The following is a 15,725-nucleotide window of genomic DNA, read 5'->3' on the forward strand; positions in this document are numbered from 1 at the left end:
CCGTCCCTGATGGAGCCGGTGGTCACACCGTGCCAAGGTGCCCCCACCGACATTTTGTCGAATCGCTAAACAAATTAATTCGACTGGCTCGATGTCCGGCAAGATGCGAGCGGGTAACGGTTCTGCAACGGCAGGCGACATTCCGAACAGGACCGCATGAACCGCCACACAGATCTAGCTCGATTTGGTGCGTTCCGGCCCACCGGCCGCCGCCGAACCTCGCCTTGGCAGACCGACGGATCTGTCGTACGGTGACACGCAAGTAACCCACGGGAGCCCGGTGTACCGGGCTGAGAGGGGGGCTGACAGCCCCCGACCGTCGAACCTGATCCGGATAATGCCGGCGCAGGGAGGAGAGTTGCCGTGCCGTCCCTGGGGCGACTGCATCTGATCACCGACACCCGACCCGGTCGGGACCCGCTCACCGTGGTCCGGGCTGCCCTCGCGGTGGCCCGCGCCGACCTGGTGGTGCAGGTCCGGGTCGAGGACTCCGCCACCGACCGCGAGGCGTACGACCTGGCCCGGCGGGTGTTGGCGCTCTGCGTGTCGTACGACGCGACCTGCCTGGTCAACGACCGGCTGCACGTGGCGCTTGCGGTGGGAGCGGCCGGCGGGCACATCGGAGCACACGACCTCCCGGTCGCCGCCGCCCGTCGGGTGCTCGGCCCCACCGGCGTGCTGGGAGCAACAGCCCGCGCACCGGAGACAGCGATCGAGGCCGTCGCGGCGGGAGCCGACTACCTGGGCGTCGGCCCCTGCCACCCGACCAGCACCAAGTCCGGCCTGCCGGACCCGATCGGGCCGGCCGGGGTCCGCGCCGTGGCCGACGCCGTCGACGCGCCGGTCATCGCGATCGGTGGCGTGACCGCAGCCCGGGTGCCGGAGCTGCGGGCCGCCGGGGCGTACGGGGTGGCGGTGGTCGGGGCGGTGTCGGCCGCCGCCGACCCGGCGCGGGCGACCGCCACGCTGGTCGAGGCCCTGACGTGCTGACCGGCCGGTCGGAGTCGGCGTCATCGAACGACCGGGCCCGGCCGGACGTGGCGGTGGTCGGTGCCGGGCCGATCGGGCTGGCGATCGCCTGGCGCTGCGCCGCCCGGGGGCTGCGGGTGGTGGTGCACGATCCGGCGCCCGGCTCGGGGGCGTCGGCGGTGGCCGCCGGCATGCTCGCCCCGGTCGCCGAGGCGTACTTCGGTGAGCACCGGCTGACCGAGCTGCTGCTGGCGTCCGCCGCCCGCTGGCCCACGTTCGCCGACGAGCTGGCCGAAGCGGCAGGCGCCGACATCGGCTACCGGACCGAGGGCACCCTGCTGATCGGGTTGACCGCCGACGACCTGGCCGAGGCGCGTCGGCTCTGGGCGTACCAGCAGGGGTTGGGTCTGCCGGTGACCCCGCTGCGCCCCAGCGAGCTGCGCGACCGCGAGCCGGCGCTCGCCCCGCGGGTGCGCGGCGGCGCGCTCGCGCCCACCGACCACCAGGTCGACCCCCGACTGCTGGTGCCGGCGCTGCGCACGGCCGCGCGGCGGGCCGGCGCGGTGCTGGTGCCGCAGGCCGTCGCGAATCTGTCCGACGTGGACGCGCGAATCACTGTGGTCGCCGCCGGCTGCGGGGCCGCCGCGCTCACCGGCCTGCCCGTGCGGCCGGTGAAGGGCCAGATCCTCCGGCTCCGCGCGCCCGGCGGCGTCGCGCCGGGCTTCCGGCACGTGATCCGGGGGTACGCCGACGGTGAACCCGTCTACCTGGTGCCCCGACCCGACGGCGAGGTCGTGCTCGGCGCGACGGTCGAGGAACTGTCGGACACCACTGTCACCGCCGGCGCGGTGCAACGCCTGCTCCGCGCCGGCGTCGACCTGCTGCCCGAGCTGGCCGAGTACGACCTGGTCGAGGCGGTCGCCGGGCTGCGCCCAGGAACCCCGGACAACGCGCCGATCCTCGGGCCGCTGCCCGACCGGCCGGACGTGCTGGCCGCCACCGGTCACCACCGGCACGGCATCGTGCTCACCCCGGTCACCGCCGACCTGATCGCCGACCTGGTGTGCACAGGCGTACCCGATCCGCTGCTCGCGTCCTTCCGGCCGGACCGGTTCGCCGGTGCGGCTGCCGGTGGCGGGCCCGAACCGACGATGAAGGGGGACCAGTGGAGTTGACTGTCAACGGGGCCGGACGAAGCGTCCCGGGTGAGATGTCCGTGGCCGACCTGGTCGGTGCCGTCGCCCCGCAACCGCGTGGGGTGGCCGTCGCCGTCAACGGCGAGGTGGTGCCCCGGGCGGGCTGGGCGACCACGGCGCTGCGCGACGGGGACCGTGTCGAGGTGCTCACCGCGGCGCAGGGCGGGTGAGGAACGTGTCGTTCGAGCTGGGTGGGCGGACGTTCACCTCGCGACTGATCCTCGGCACCGGTGGTGCCGCCAACCTGCACGTGCTGGAGCAGGCGATCCGGGCGTCCGGCACCGAGTTGGTCACCCTGGCCCTGCGCCGGGTGGACACCGCCCCGGGCACGGCTGGCGGGCTGCTGGACCTGCTGGACCGCTGCGGGGTACGGCTGCTGCCCAACACCGCCGGCTGCCACACCGCGACCGAGGCGGTGAAGGTGGCCCGGCTGGCCCGGGACGCGTTCGACACCGACTGGGTCAAGCTGGAGGTGATCGGCGACGAGCGGACCCTGCTGCCCGACGGGGTGGAGTTGCTCCGCGCCGCCGAGGAGCTGGTCGCCGACGGCTTCACCGTGCTGCCGTACACGAGCGACGACCCGGTGCTCGCCCGCCGACTCGCCGACGTGGGTTGTGCCGCGGTGATGCCGGCCGGCTCCCCGATCGGTTCGGGGCTCGGCGTCGCCAACCCGCACCACATCCGGCTCATCCGGCAGGGCGTCGACGTGCCGGTGATCCTCGACGCCGGCATCGGCACCGCCTCCGACGCGGCCCTGGCCATGGAGTTGGGCTGCGACGGTGTGCTGCTGGCCAGCGCGGTGACCCGGGCCGCGGACCCGGTGGCGATGGCCACCGCGATGCGGTACGCGGTCGAGGCGGGGCATCTGGCGGCCGGCGCGGGCCGGATCGAGCGCCGCTTCCACGCGCTCGCCTCCACCCCCGACGAGGGAAGACCCGACCTGTGACCGGGCCGCTGCCGCCGGGAGGCGCGCCGCCGCCGGCAGATCTTGGAAGCAAACCGCTCCTGGAGGGGCCCATTCCTTCCAAGATCTCGTTGAGGACCGTGCCGTCTGGGGTTGTCGTTCTTACCGATCGGCTTGTCGCTCGCGGCGGGCTCGAGCGGGTTGTCGCGGGTGCTGTGGCTGGGGGAGTGCGGTGGGTGGTGCTGCGGGAGAAGGACCTGCCCCGCGTCGAGCGCGCCGCCCTCGCCGTCGCCCTGCGCGCGATCCTCGCCGACGTCGGCGGAACCCTCGTCGTGGCCGGTCCCGACCCGCTCGGCGGCGACGCCGTCCACCTGCCGGCGGCCGGCCCGTACCCGCCGCCGACCCACCGCCTGGTCGGCCGCTCCTGCCATGACGAAACCGAGCTGAACCGCCTGACCACCGAGCACTACGCCACCGTCTCCCCAATCCACCCCACCAAGACGAAGCCCGGCTACGGCCCACCCCTGGACATTGCGGGGCTGGGCAGTCTGGTGCGCGCCAGCCCGGTGCCCCTGCTGGCCCTCGGCGGAGTGGAAACGCCGGACCAGGTAACCGCCTGCGTCCAAGCAGGAGCCGTCGGAGTAGCAGTCCTGGGCGCACTGATGCGAGCCAAAGACCCAACCGAGACAGCCGCGATTTTGGCCAGCGCTTATGTCGAGGCGGTCACCCCAGAGCTGACCCAAACCCGGCGCGGGGTCACCAAGGTCTCCACGCCGCAGCCCTCAACCGCAACCACAGACAACCAACCCCCAACCGCAACCAAGGAGGAGAAGTGACCCCCCACACCATCCTCACCATCGCCGGCTCGGACTCCGGTGGTGGCGCGGGCATCCAGGCCGACCTCAAGGTCTTCGCGGCGCTCGGCGCGTACGGCACGAGCGTCCTCACCGCGGTCACCGCGCAGAACACCAGGGGTGTCGACGCCGTGCTGCCGCTGCCGCCGCGCACGGTCGTCGAGCAGTTGGACAGCGTACTCACGGATTTCAGCGTGCGTGCGGTCAAGACGGGGATGCTCGGCACCGAGGCGGTCGCCGACGCGGTAGCCGAGGCCGCCCGGGACGGCCGGCTGCCGCAGCTCGTCGTCGACCCGGTGCTGGTCGCCACGAGTGGACACCGGCTCGGCGTGGTGGGTGCGGTGGAGCGGCTGCTGCCGTACGCCCGGGTGGCGACACCGAACTGCGCGGAGGCCGCGGCCATCACCGGACGCGGAGTGGACGACGTGGCCGGGATGGTCGTGGCCGCCGAGGCCCTCGGGGCCGGCGGCCCGGAGTACGTCGTGGTCACCGGCGGTGACCTGGACGGCGGCGAGGCGGTCGACGTGTTGCACGGCGGCGGCGAGACCACCCTGCTGCGCGCCCCCCGGGTGGACACCCGGCACACCCACGGCACCGGGTGTTCGTTCTCGGCGGCGATCGCCGTGCGGCTCGCGTTCGGCGATCCGGTGCCGGCGGCGGTGGGGGCCGCGAAGGAGTACGTGCTCCGTGCGCTGACCGGCGCACGGGGTTGGGAGCTGGGCGCGGGGCGTGGACCGCTGGACCACTTCGGTTGGTCCGCTTGATCACCAGGGAGGCTGTCATGCAGGCACGAGGCAAGGTGTACGTCGAGGGTTCACGACCCGATGTCCGGGTGCCGTTCGCGGAGGTGGGGCTGACCGGGGACCTACCACCGGTGCGGCTCTACGACACGTCCGGCCCGGGGTCGGACCCGGAGGTGGGGCTGCCCGCGATGCGCGGACCGTGGATCGCCGAGCGGGGTGACGTGGCGCCGGTGCGGGGCGCGGGTACGCCGCTCGCCGGAGCGGAGGGTCGCCGGCCGACGCAGCTCGCGTACGCGAGGGCCGGTGTGGTGACGCCGGAGATGGAGTTCGTGGCGATCCGGGAGAACGTCGACCCGGAACTGGTCCGGGCCGAGATCGCCGCAGGTCGGGCGGTGTTGCCCCTCAACGTGAACCACCCGGAGTGCGAGCCGGCGATCATCGGTAAGGCGTTCCTGGTCAAGGTGAACGCCAACATCGGCACCTCGGCGGTCAGCTCGTCGGTCGCCGAGGAGGTGGAGAAGCTCACCTGGGCCACCCGCTGGGGCGCGGACACCGTGATGGACCTGTCCACCGGGAAGCGGATCCACGAGACCCGCGAGGCGATCGTGCGGAACTCGCCGGTGCCGATCGGGACGGTGCCGATCTACCAGGCGTTGGAGAAGGTCGGCGGCGACCCGGTGAAGTTGAGCTGGGAGGTGTTCCGGGAGACCGTTATCGAGCAGGCCGAGCAGGGCGTGGACTACATGACTGTGCACGCCGGGGTGCTGTTGCCGTACGTGCCGCTGGCCGTGGATCGGGTCACCGGGATCGTCTCCCGGGGCGGCTCGATCATGGCGGCGTGGTGCCTGGCGCACCACGAGGAGAACTTCCTCTACACCAACTTCGCGGAGCTGTGTGCGCTGCTCGCCCGCTACGACGTGACGTTCTCCCTCGGCGACGGGCTGCGTCCCGGTTCGATCGCCGACGCCAACGACGCGGCGCAGTTCGCCGAGCTGCGCACCCTCGGCGAGCTGACGAAGATCGCCTGGGAGCACGACGTGCAGGTGATGATCGAGGGTCCCGGTCACGTACCCATGCACAAGATCAAGGAGAACGTGGACCTTCAGCAGGAGTGGTGCCACGAGGCGCCCTTCTACACGCTCGGCCCGCTGACCACCGACATCGCACCGGCGTACGACCACATCACCTCGGCGATCGGCGCCGCGATGATCGGCATGTTCGGCACCGCGATGCTCTGCTACGTCACGCCGAAGGAGCACCTCGGCCTGCCGGACCGGGACGACGTGAAGGCGGGCGTGATCGCGTACAAGATCGCGGCCCACGCGGCGGACCTGGCCAAGGGGCACCCCGGCGCACAGGACTGGGACGACGCGTTGTCGAAGGCGCGGTTCGAGTTCCGCTGGGAGGACCAGTTCAACCTCTCGTTGGACCCGGAGACGGCGCGCTCGTACCACGACGCGACGCTGCCTGCCGAGCCCGCGAAGACGGCGCACTTCTGCTCGATGTGTGGCCCGAAGTTCTGCTCCATGAAGATCACCCAGGAGCTCAAGGAGTACGCCGCACGCGGCATGAAGGACAAGTCGGAGGAGTTCGTCACCGGCGGCAGTCGGGTCTACCTGCCGCTGGCCTGACCTGACCCGCACCGAGAGCGGCGAACCCGCCGTCCCGAGATGATCCACTCGAGTTCATTGATAACGCGGTATCCGGGCACCGGAATGCCCCGACCTCCATGAACCCGAGTCGATCATCACTAGACCGACTTTCCTGCGGCGCGGCGGCCCAAGTGCGGAGCGGACCCAACGGCCAAAACGGACGGCTCTTGCGCGGATCTTCGGACTCCGCCCGTCGATCATGGAGTTATTGTCAGGACGCGCCGAGATGGACGGCAATAACCTCATGATCGACGGGCGGGTGGTCCGCCGGCCGTCGTGGTGGTCCGCCGGCCGTGGTGGTGGTGGTGGTGCTGGCCGGTTAGTCGCGGTGGTGCCGGCCGGTGGAGCGGAGCGAGCGTCGGCCGCTCTCCTGTTCCGGCTCGTTGTCCAACACCGGCTTGCCCAGACCAGCGACCCAGTCGACGAACTCCTCGTCCTGGGTCGGCAGGGCCTCCGTCGCGTCTGACGTCTCCGTGCCCTTCTCGTCGCTGCGGGACCTGTTGCGGCGGAACAGACCGCCGAGCCGTCCGCGCCGGGAGGGCTGCTCGGCCACCTTCGCGGAGGTCGGCCCAGCCGGTGTCGCGTCGGTGCTGGCCGGGTCGTCGGTGCTCGCGGGGTCGTCGTTCCTTGCCCGGTCGTCGGTGTTCGCCTGCCCGCCGATGCTGGCCGGGTTGCCGATCCTTGCCCGCTCGCCGGTGTTCGCCCAGTCGGCGGTGCTGGCCGGGTTGCCGGTCCTTGCCCGGTCGTCGGTGTTCACCGGGTCGCCGGTGCTTGTCCGTTCGCCGGTGGTGGTCGGGTTGCCCGTGCCGGTGGGCGCCCCAGCCCTGCCCGGCGCGACCGGCGGCTCGGCCGGGATCGGATGTCTGGTCGGAGCGGCCAACTCGCTGGCCACGATCGGCCCGGTTGTCGCCGGCCGGGTCGAGCTGTCCGGCGACCCGGTCGGGGCGGCACGCCGGGTGGTGTCGAACGCGTTCCAGGTGCCGGCCCGGCTCAGATCCGGCAGCGGCACCCGGTGGCGGGGCTTCGGCGTCTGCCCGGTCGACTCGTCCGGCCCGGTCGGCGGCTCCGCTGCCGTGGCTCCCGACTCGGAGGCCTGCGGCGGCACCGTCCAGGCCGGTGTGACCGTCCAGGCGGACGGCGCTGGCGTCCAGAGGACCGCGTCCGGGTCACTCGCGGCGGCACCGCCCCCGACGGTCCACGCGCTGGCGGCGGGAACACCGTCCCCGGCGGTCGGCGCACCGGCGGCGGAAGCGTCCCCAGCGGTCGGCGCACCGGCGGCGGAGGCGTCCCCGGCGGTCCGCGCGCTGGTGGGAACACTGTCCCCGACGGTCCGCGCACCGGCGGCGGAGGCGTCCCCGGCGGTCCGCGCGCTGGTGGGAACACTGTCCCCGACGGTCGGCGCGCTGGCGGCACTGTCCCTGGCGGGCCGGGCGCTGGTGGGCCGGGCGCTGGTGGTGTCGCCAACCCCGGCGGCAGCCGACTCCCCGGCCGGTCGCGCGGTGGGAGCGGCGCTGACGGCGTCCGGGGTACGCGGTGGATCGACCGCCGCATCCTTGGCGCTGGCCGGAGTAGCCGGCACCCCGGTCGGACCTGTGGTTGTCGGGGTCACGGGGGTTCTCGTCCGACCGGTCCTGCTGGTCGGGGCCGCTGCCCCGGCCGGGGTCGCGGTGGTCGGGGTGGCCCCGGGGGCCGGGCCGGACGTGGTGTCCCGGCTCTCCCTGTCGGGCTCGGTAGCGCCGGCAGCCGGCTCGTCGGTGACCTTCGACCCCGACGTGCTGTCGGCTGGATCGGTGGTGGCGTCGAGCGGGCTGGCCTTCGCCTTACGGGCTCGACGCGGCTTGACCGTCAACGGCGCATCGGCCCTGCCAGGCTCGGCCCCACTCGTGTCGACGGTTGCCGTGCCAGCCGCGCCCGCGTCGACGGCGGTCGCGCCCGCGTCGACGGTTGCCGTCCTGCCCTTGTTCGCGTCGGCGGTTACGGTGCTGGCCGCGCCCGCGTCGGCGGTCGCCGTACTGGCCGCTCCTGCGTCGGCGGCTGCCGTGCTGGCCGCGCCCGTGTCGGCGCTTCCGGTGCTGGTCCCGTCCGTGGTGGTGGCCCTCTTCGCGTCGGTGGCGTTCGCGCCGGCTGTTCCCATGCTGGTGGGGTTCACGGCGGCTGGTTCCGTGCTCGTCGCGCCCGCGTCGGCCGTTTCCGTGCTGGTCGGGCTGGTGGTGACGGTGTCCTTGCGGGTGCTGCGTCCGCCGGACCGCCCACCGCTCGTGCCCGCCGCGCCAGCGGTCGGCCCATCGACTGGGGGAACACCTGTCGGGGTGGCGTCGGTCGGGCTGGTGGCGGCGGTAGCCATCGGGGAGGTGACGTCGTCCCGGCTCGCCGGGGGCGTCCGCCTCCCGGCGGTGAACTCACCTGTCGGATCGGTCCGCCAGGCCGCGGACGTCGCCGGAGCGGCGGGGGTCACACCGTGCTGGCCGCTTGTGGCGTCCGCCGGCCAGTCCCAGTGGGCGGGCACGGTGCGTACGCCATCGGAGCCGCCTGCGGCGCGCGGACCCGAGGTGGCGCCGCTCAGATCGCCGCCGGCTGGCGACCGGGTGGGCTCAAGGCCGGCCGAGGGCGCGGCGGGTCGCTCGGCGGCGTCCGGATCGTTCGCCGTACTCGGCGACGCGGCGTTGGGCAGGGCCGGGCCGGTGGGAAGCGCGTCCAGGATGTCGCTGGGCTCGATCGCCTGCGAATCCGGGGTGCGGGCGCCCGCCGGCCAGCGCAGCAGCGCGGCGGCGGCCGCGCCGAGCGCACCGGCGAGGATCGCGATCAACGAGCCGTAGTACGGAGTGACCTGGTAGCGGTCCACGGAGTCGCCCGGGCCGGCGGTCAGGTAGGCGAACGCCACCAGCACCGGACCGGCCACCCCGGTCGCCCCGCTGATCAGGGGGTCCTGCCCCCGCCAACGCGCCAACCCGGCGGTCGCGGCCCCGGCCAGCAGTGCCACGGTGGGCAGTAGGAGCAGCGCCAGCCGCTGTGCGGTGGAGTCGCTCAGCCAGCTCGGCTCCAGCACACCGAGCCGGACGGTCGGCAGTGGGCCGGTCGTGCCGAGCGACGGCAGGACGGAGATCAGCGCCAACAGCCAGACCACGCCGGCCACGGCCGCCATGTTCCAGCCCAGCTCGGGCCGGAGCAGCACGGCGATCGCAGCGCCCGCTCCGATCACCGCGCCCAGTACGGCGCAGATGCCCACCGCCCAGACCGGGTCGACGGAGACCAGCTCCGCGGCGCGGGCGGGCTGCATGCAGAGCGGGGCGATGACGGTGGCGCCGAGCGCCGCCGCGCCGCCGATCGCCAGCTGCCGGCCGGTGCTTGCCGGCGGAGCATCGCCGCGCGCGAGGCGTCCGGTCAGGACAGCGCCGGCGACGGCGGCGTTCGCGGCGAACCAGCCCACCCAGACGAGCTGGGCCGGCCACTGGTTGACGGTCGTACCGGTGAAGGCGCCGGTCAACCGGACGATGCCGAAACCGTACGCGACGCCGAGCTGGCCGGCCCCGGCCAGCACGCTCACCCCGAGCGCCGTGAGCAGCAGTCTGCCCCAGGTCCGAAAGGCCATGTCCGGCACGTTACGCACCCCGTACACCCGACCGCCACCGGCGCGCCGCGCCGCGCGTCGGCTCGCGTTCGGCGGGTCTACTTGAGTTCGACCAGTCGGGCCAGGTAAGTCGTGTCTCCGACATTTGTGAGCATGTGTACGGCCCCGGGGTCCCGGTAGACCACTCCGCCGGTGGGCTCGTCGGCGTCGATCCGGGTGCCGTCGATCGTCTGCACGACGTTCTTCGCGCCCTCGATCGCCACCACCAGGTACGGGTGGTCATGCCTGTGCAGTGGCTGCCGCTCACCCGGCTCGAGCCGGATGTGCCAGACCCGGACCCGGTCGTTCTCGTACACGATCTCCTGGCCCACCGGCCCGAGTTCGGTTCCGTCGATCACGTCGGTCATCGTTCTCCGTCCAGTTGGGGGAGCACCTCGGCGGCGATCAGCTCAAGGTGGTCGAGGTCTGCGAAGTCGATCAGGCGCAGGTGGACGCGGGTGGCGCCGATCGCGGCGAACTCGCCGATGCGCTGCGCGAGTTGCGCGGGGGAGCCGACCACCGGGTCCTCCGGCGGCAACGCGCTCTTCTCGTGCAGAGGCGCGGCCCGACGCTGGGCCTCGGCGTCGGTGCGGCCGACGGCCACGACGAGCCCGGCGGAGAGCACCAGCGGCGGACGACCGGACTCCGTCCGACCGGTGCGCTCGCACGCCTCACGCACCCGGTCGAACGCTGCGGCGGTGTCCGCCACGGACTTGAACGGCATGTTGAACTCGTCGGCGTACCGGGCGGCCAGCTCGGGGGTGCGCTTGGGGCCGCGCCCACCCACGATGATCGGCGGTCCGGGCACCTGCACCGGCTTGGGCAGGGCCGGCGCGTCCACCAGGCGGTAGTGGTCGCCGCTGAAGCTGTAGGTCTCCCCGACCGGGGTCCGCCACAGCCCGGTGAGCACCTCAAGCTGCTCGGCCAGCCGGTCGAAGCGCTCGCCGACCGGCGGGAACGGGATGCCGTACGAGGTGTGCTCGCGCTCGTACCAGCCGGCGCCGATGCCCAGGTCGACCCGGCCGCCGCTCATCTGGTCGACCTGCGCGACCATCACCGCGAGCGGGCCGGGCAGGCGGAAGGTGGCCGACGTCACCAGAGTGCCGAGTCGGATCCGCTTGGTCTCTCGGGCCAGCGCGGCGAGGGTCAGCCAGGCGTCCGTCGGGCCGGGCAGGCCCGGGTCGGCGCCCATCGACTGGTAGTGGTCGGCGCGGAGGAAGCCCTCGTACCCGCAGGCCTCGACCAGTTGGGCGAACCGGAGCTGCGTGTCGTAGCTGGCGCCGCGGTTCGGTTCGGTGAAGACCGACACCCGCATGTTCATCGTCCTTCCGCGCCGGCGGTCGCCGGCTGGTCGCGTTCCATCAGCAGCTCGTGGAGGTCGGCGCTGACGCGTGCGACATCGGCCAGGTGGGCGTTGCGGCCCAGGGTGCGGGGCCGGGGGATGGTGACGTCCACCACCTTGCGGATCCGGCCCGGGCGGGGGCTCAGCACGACCACCCGGTCGGCGAGCAGCACCGCCTCGTCGATCGAGTGGGTGACGAAGACGATCGTCGGCTTGTTCTCCATGTGGACCCGCTGGAGTTCGCCGGAGAGTTCCTCGCGGGTGAGCGCGTCCAGCGCGGAGAACGGCTCGTCCATCAGCATCACCCGGGGCTCGCCGATCAACGACCGGCACAGCGACACCCGCTGCTGCATGCCGCCGGAGAGCTCGTGCGGCAGCCGCTTCTCGAACCCGGCCAGCCCGGCCACGTCGAGCAGTTGCCGGGCGCGCTCGCGGTGCTTGGCGCGGCTCCAGCCGAAGATCTCCACCGGCAGCAGGACGTTGTCCAGCACGGTGCGCCAGGGCAGCAGCGCCGGCCTCTGGAACAGCATGGCGATGTCCTGGCGGGGACGGGAGATCGGCGTGCCGGCCACGGTGATCTCACCGGCGGTCAGCGGGAGCAGCCCGGCGATCAGGCGCAGCAGTGTGGACTTGCCGCAGCCGGAGCGGCCGAGCACGGCGACGAACTCACCCTCGGCGACGTCGAGGTCGATGCCACGCAGCGCTTCGACCCGGCCTGATCGGCCTTCGAAGGTACGGGACACCCCGGCCAGTTGGATCATCTCCGGCGGACCTCCGCTGAGTGGACGGTCAGGAATTCGGCAAAGGCTAGCTGGCCTGCCCTCGTATCGCACGGTCCGGGGTGGTCATGAGGTTGTTTCCGTTCCGCAACCCGATACGCCTGGCGTCACAACTGTGGGTTTCTCGTACGCTGTGCCCGCGAAGAGTCCCCCCACGACGGCGGCGTCCGGCTTCCACCCCTCCCGCCGGCCCGTCATGACAACCCCCTCCGGCGGCCTTTCGGCCCCGGTTGGAAAGGACATGGTGCTACTGATGAGAAGGCTGACCCGTACGGTCGCTACGGCCGCGCTGGCCACTGCCCTCGCTCTCGTTTCCGCCTGCAGCAGCGGGTCGGACTCGTCTGACGCCAAGGGCGGCAAGGGCGGGGCACTGGAGAAGGTGACCTACCTCACCTCCTTCGGCAACTTCGGCCGTGACTCCTACGCCTGGGTGGCGAAGGACAAGGGCTTCTTCAAGGACGCCGGCTTCGACGTCGAGATCAAGCCAGGTCAGGGCACCGGCGGCGTGATCCAGACCATCGTCGGTGGCCAGGCCCAGTTCGGCCCGGTCGACCTCACCGGCAGCCTGCTGCAGGTCGGCAACGGCCAGGCCAAGGACTTCACCGTGGTGGCCGCGATCCAGCAGCGCACCATGGCCGGCATCGCCTCGGTCGAGGGCAAGAACATCGCCTCGCCGAAGGACCTGGAGGGCAAGAAGCTCGCCGACACCCCGGGGTCCGTGGTCCGCAACCTCTTCCCGACGTACGCCCGGCTCGCCGGTGTGGACGCGAGCAAGGTGACCTGGGTCAACGGTGAGGCGCAGGCACTGATCGGCACGCTCGCCTCCGGTGCGGTGGACGGCATCGGCCAGTTCGTCGTCGGTCAGCCGACCATCGAGGCGGTGGCCAAGAAGAAGGCCGTCATGCTGCCGTACAGCAACGTGATGCAGGACCTCTACGGCAACGTGCTGATCACCTCCTCCAAGATCGCCAAGGAGAAGCCCGAGATGGTGAAGAAGTTCACCGGGGCGCTGCTCAAGGGTCTGGAGTACAGCCTGGCCAACCCCAAGGAGGCCGGCGAGATCCTGAAGAAGAACGTGGACGCCGCCAACCCGGTCGCCGCCGCCGCCGAGCTGGAGCTGATGGCCGCGTACGTCCGGTCCGGCAACACCGGCACCGCGATCGGCACCCTGGACAGTGGCCGGGTCGCCAAGAGCATCGCCATCCTGCAGGGCGCCGGTGCGCTCAAGCAGAACATCACCCCCGAGCAGATCATCGACTTCAGCCTCGCGCCGAAGGCCTGATCGTCCGGTCGTCATCAGGGGGTACGTCCCGCCGGTTTCCGGTGGGGCGTACCCCCGTCGCTCGTCGGCCCCCGGGGGGCCGTGGGATTTCGAGGAGGACAAGATGACCGACGTCCGGTCGGTGGACTCGGCGGTGGCGGCATCCCCACCCGTGGGTGTCGGAGCCGGGGCGGGGCGGGCGGATCGAGGCGCCGGTCTGCGCGCCGGGGCCGGGGCGGCGCTGCTGCCGGCGGCCGGCCTCCTGATCGCCCTGGCGGCGTGGTGGCTGATCGCCCGGCTGGAACTGGTCCATCCCGCGGCTCTGCCGCCGCCTGGCGACGTGCTCACCGCGTTCGTCGACAAGCCGGCCCAGATGCTGGAGCACACCTGGGCCACCATGCTGGAGATCCTGATCGGCTTCGCGCTCTCGGCGGTGGCCGGTGTCCTGATCGGACTCTCCCTGGCCAGCTCCGGCACGGTGGAGCGGATGTTCACCCCGCTGCTGGTCGCGGTGAACGCGGTGCCGAAGATCACGCTGGGCCCGTTGTTGGTGGTGGCGCTCGGTTGGGGTCAGACACCGATCCTGACGATGGTGTTCCTGCTCTGCTTCTTTCCGATCGTGCTCTCGACCGCGACCGGGCTCACCACCACGCCCGCTGATCTGGCCGAGCTGGTGCGCTCCTGGAACGCCTCGCGCTGGCAGGCGTTCCGCAAGGTGCGCTTCCCGGCCGCGCTGCCGCAGATCTTCGTCGGGCTCAAGGTGGCCATGCCGCTGGCCGCGATCGGCGCGGTGATCGGTGAGTTCCAGGCCGGCGAGAGTGGCCTCGGCTACGTCATCACGCAGTACGCGGGCGTCGGTGACACCGCCACCGCGTGGGCGGCGATCATGTTGGTGGCGTTGGTGAGCATTCTGCTCTACTCGGCGCTTCTGTTGATCGAACGGATCGCGCTGCCCTGGGTGCGCGAAACCACGAGCAGCCGCTGACCCGAGCGGCAAGATCAATATCTGGAATGCGCAGGGCCGGCCTCCCATCGGGAGGCCGGCCCTTTCTTGATCGACTCGGCTTTCGGGACGTCGGGGTTTCTGCGCGTCCCGATCACCGCGAGATCAAGGACGTCGAGTTGATCATCCGTGGCGCGTGGGCCCGGAGACCGTTACCCCGCCAGGCGCCAACGGCCGTTACGGGCGACAAGCGTGGTGAGCGCCTGCGGCATCAGCCCGCTGTGGTTGTCAGGTGTCATTCGGATCGGACCCGACAGGCCGTCCATCTGGGACGTCTCGAGCACGTCCCGGATGCCGTTACGGTTCACCTTCCCGGCCTCACCACCGGCGCGAAGTTCCGCGTCGGCGATCAGCTGGACGGCGTCCGCCGCGAAGGACGACGAGCCGTTGTAGCCGCCGAAGCGCGCGGTGTAGTCCTGGAACCACTGCCGCCGTGCCGCCTTGGCGGGTGTGGTCGCGATGACGTCGTCGATCACCATGGTCTGAGTGAAGATCAGCGTGGCCCGCTCCGTCGCCCTGGCCGCCGCGCCGAGGAAGAGGTCACCGGCCGCGCCCGCGTCGAAGAAGAGCGACCCGCGGAAGGTGGTCTGCGAGGCGCTCGTGGCGGCAAGCGTCGCCTGCTCCGGCGGGGTCCAGAAGACGAGCGCGTCGGGCTTGCCCACAGTGACGAGCTGTCGGACCTGCTGGCTGACGTCCGTGTCGGTGGTCCTGACCCGCTGCTCGCGCAACGTGATGTTGGCCTTGTTCAGCTCGCTCTGGAGCGCGGCCGCGCCCTCCTGGCCGTAGTCGTTGTCGCTGACGAGCAGGCCCACCTTGCGGATGTTGTTGCGACGCAGTTCGGTGGTCAGCGCGGCCGCGCTGTCCAGGGCGTTGGGTCCGAGTTTGAACACGTAGCGTCGTTGCGCGACCGGGCTGGCGATGGCCCCGGAAGCGGCGAGCGCAATGGTGGGAATCCGCTTCTCGTTGATGGTTCCAACTGCGCCGACGGCGCATTCGTTGCAGCCACCCATGATGATGGCGCTGACCCGGGAATCGCTGCTGAAGTCGACGATGTTGCGAAGTGACTCGGCCGAGTCGGAACGGTTGTCCTTCACCTTCAGCTCGATCTTCCGGTTGTTTAGCGCGCCGGAGGAGTTCAACTGGTCCCGCTTGAGTTCCAGTGCGTGCTTGTATGCCTGCCCGACGGGGGCGGCGGCGCCGGAGAGTTCGAGGTCGGCAGCGATCACGATCGGACTCGTGTCCTGCTCCGCCCCGCCAAACTGGCAGCCGGTGAGCGTGGTGGCCACTACGGCCGATGCGAGCGCCGCGATGGTCGCGGAGCGGATGGGGCTCAACTCAGTCCTCCAGGTGCGGGCGCGGGCGCTGCCCGGTCACCGCCGCTAATCCGTCCTCAGTGGAAGACGGGATCTCCTCTG

Annotated in this window: 14 protein-coding genes and 1 riboswitch; of the genes, 9 read left to right on the forward strand and 5 right to left on the reverse strand. The window is 71.9% G+C overall.

Going from position 1 to position 15,725, the window contains the following annotated elements:
- The first annotated feature begins 259 nt into the window (after positions 1-259).
- Positions 260-369: riboswitch (TPP riboswitch) on the forward strand.
- The 7 genes from thiE (at position 364) to thiC (ending at position 6,297) form a co-directional block, all read left to right on the forward strand.
- Positions 364-990: a thiamine phosphate synthase gene (gene thiE / locus ACLQ29_RS03620; protein WP_425770202.1), complete on the forward strand. Its 627-nt coding sequence runs from the start codon at positions 364-366 to the stop codon at positions 988-990. It overlaps the preceding riboswitch by 6 nt.
- Positions 984-2,144 (forward strand): glycine oxidase ThiO, encoded by a 1,161-nt coding sequence (thiO, locus tag ACLQ29_RS03625; RefSeq protein WP_425770204.1) that lies wholly within the window; start codon positions 984-986, stop codon positions 2,142-2,144. The genes thiE and thiO overlap by 7 nt, the downstream gene beginning before the upstream one ends.
- Positions 2,135-2,335: a sulfur carrier protein ThiS gene (gene thiS, locus ACLQ29_RS03630; RefSeq protein ID WP_393370297.1), complete on the forward strand. Its 201-nt coding sequence runs from the start codon at positions 2,135-2,137 to the stop codon at positions 2,333-2,335. The genes thiO and thiS overlap by 10 nt, the downstream gene beginning before the upstream one ends.
- A complete protein-coding gene (locus ACLQ29_RS03635) occupies positions 2,332-3,111 on the forward strand; it encodes a thiazole synthase (RefSeq protein ID WP_425770205.1) in 780 nt (259 codons plus the stop codon). Before thiS ends, ACLQ29_RS03635 begins: the two co-directional genes overlap by 4 nt.
- A gap of 89 nt (positions 3,112-3,200) precedes the next feature.
- Positions 3,201-3,905, forward strand: coding sequence for a thiamine phosphate synthase (locus tag ACLQ29_RS03640; RefSeq protein WP_425770748.1), 705 nt, complete (start codon positions 3,201-3,203; stop codon positions 3,903-3,905).
- Complete coding sequence (gene thiD, locus ACLQ29_RS03645; RefSeq protein ID WP_425770206.1) at positions 3,902-4,687, forward strand: bifunctional hydroxymethylpyrimidine kinase/phosphomethylpyrimidine kinase; 786 nt, start codon at positions 3,902-3,904, stop codon at positions 4,685-4,687. Before ACLQ29_RS03640 ends, thiD begins: the two co-directional genes overlap by 4 nt.
- A 17-nt stretch (positions 4,688-4,704) precedes the next feature.
- The gene (gene thiC / locus ACLQ29_RS03650) at positions 4,705-6,297 is read left to right on the forward strand and encodes a phosphomethylpyrimidine synthase ThiC (protein WP_425770207.1); all 1,593 of its coding nucleotides are present in this window, start codon (positions 4,705-4,707) and stop codon (positions 6,295-6,297) included.
- Positions 6,298-6,637: 340 nt separating this feature from the next.
- Here thiC and ACLQ29_RS03655 read toward each other — a convergent pair whose 3' ends face one another.
- The 4 genes from ACLQ29_RS03655 to ACLQ29_RS03670 form a co-directional block, all read right to left on the reverse strand.
- Positions 6,638-9,907 carry a hypothetical protein gene (locus ACLQ29_RS03655; RefSeq protein ID WP_425770208.1) on the reverse strand — a complete coding sequence of 1,090 codons (3,270 nt, stop codon included), beginning with the start codon at positions 9,905-9,907 and terminating at the stop codon, positions 6,638-6,640.
- Between the two features lie 77 nt (positions 9,908-9,984).
- Entirely contained in the window at positions 9,985-10,293 is a 309-nt protein-coding gene (locus ACLQ29_RS03660) for a cupin (RefSeq protein WP_007465195.1), read from the reverse strand.
- Positions 10,290-11,240 carry an LLM class F420-dependent oxidoreductase gene (locus ACLQ29_RS03665; RefSeq protein WP_425770749.1) on the reverse strand — a complete coding sequence of 317 codons (951 nt, stop codon included), beginning with the start codon at positions 11,238-11,240 and terminating at the stop codon, positions 10,290-10,292. Before ACLQ29_RS03665 ends, ACLQ29_RS03660 begins: the two co-directional genes overlap by 4 nt.
- Positions 11,241-11,242: 2 nt before the next feature.
- On the reverse strand, positions 11,243-12,028 hold the full coding sequence (locus tag ACLQ29_RS03670) for an ABC transporter ATP-binding protein (protein ID WP_425770209.1): 786 nt from the start codon (positions 12,026-12,028) through the stop codon (positions 11,243-11,245).
- A gap of 271 nt (positions 12,029-12,299) precedes the next feature.
- Here ACLQ29_RS03670 and ACLQ29_RS03675 point away from each other — a divergent pair, with 271 nt between their 5' ends.
- Both ACLQ29_RS03675 and ACLQ29_RS03680 read left to right on the forward strand, forming a co-directional pair.
- Entirely contained in the window at positions 12,300-13,328 is a 1,029-nt protein-coding gene (locus tag ACLQ29_RS03675) for an ABC transporter substrate-binding protein (RefSeq protein WP_425770210.1), read from the forward strand.
- Between the two features lie 103 nt (positions 13,329-13,431).
- Complete coding sequence (locus ACLQ29_RS03680; RefSeq protein ID WP_425770211.1) at positions 13,432-14,292, forward strand: ABC transporter permease; 861 nt, start codon at positions 13,432-13,434, stop codon at positions 14,290-14,292.
- A gap of 170 nt (positions 14,293-14,462) precedes the next feature.
- On the opposite strand, the gene ACLQ29_RS03685 is transcribed toward ACLQ29_RS03680, so the two are convergent.
- On the reverse strand, positions 14,463-15,644 hold the full coding sequence (locus ACLQ29_RS03685; protein WP_425770212.1) for an ABC transporter substrate-binding protein: 1,182 nt from the start codon (positions 15,642-15,644) through the stop codon (positions 14,463-14,465).
- Positions 15,645-15,725: the final 81 nt, after the last annotated feature.

The sequence above is a fragment of the Micromonospora sp. DT228 genome (assembly GCF_049841595.1).
Classification (GTDB): Bacteria; Actinomycetota; Actinomycetes; order Mycobacteriales; family Micromonosporaceae; genus Micromonospora.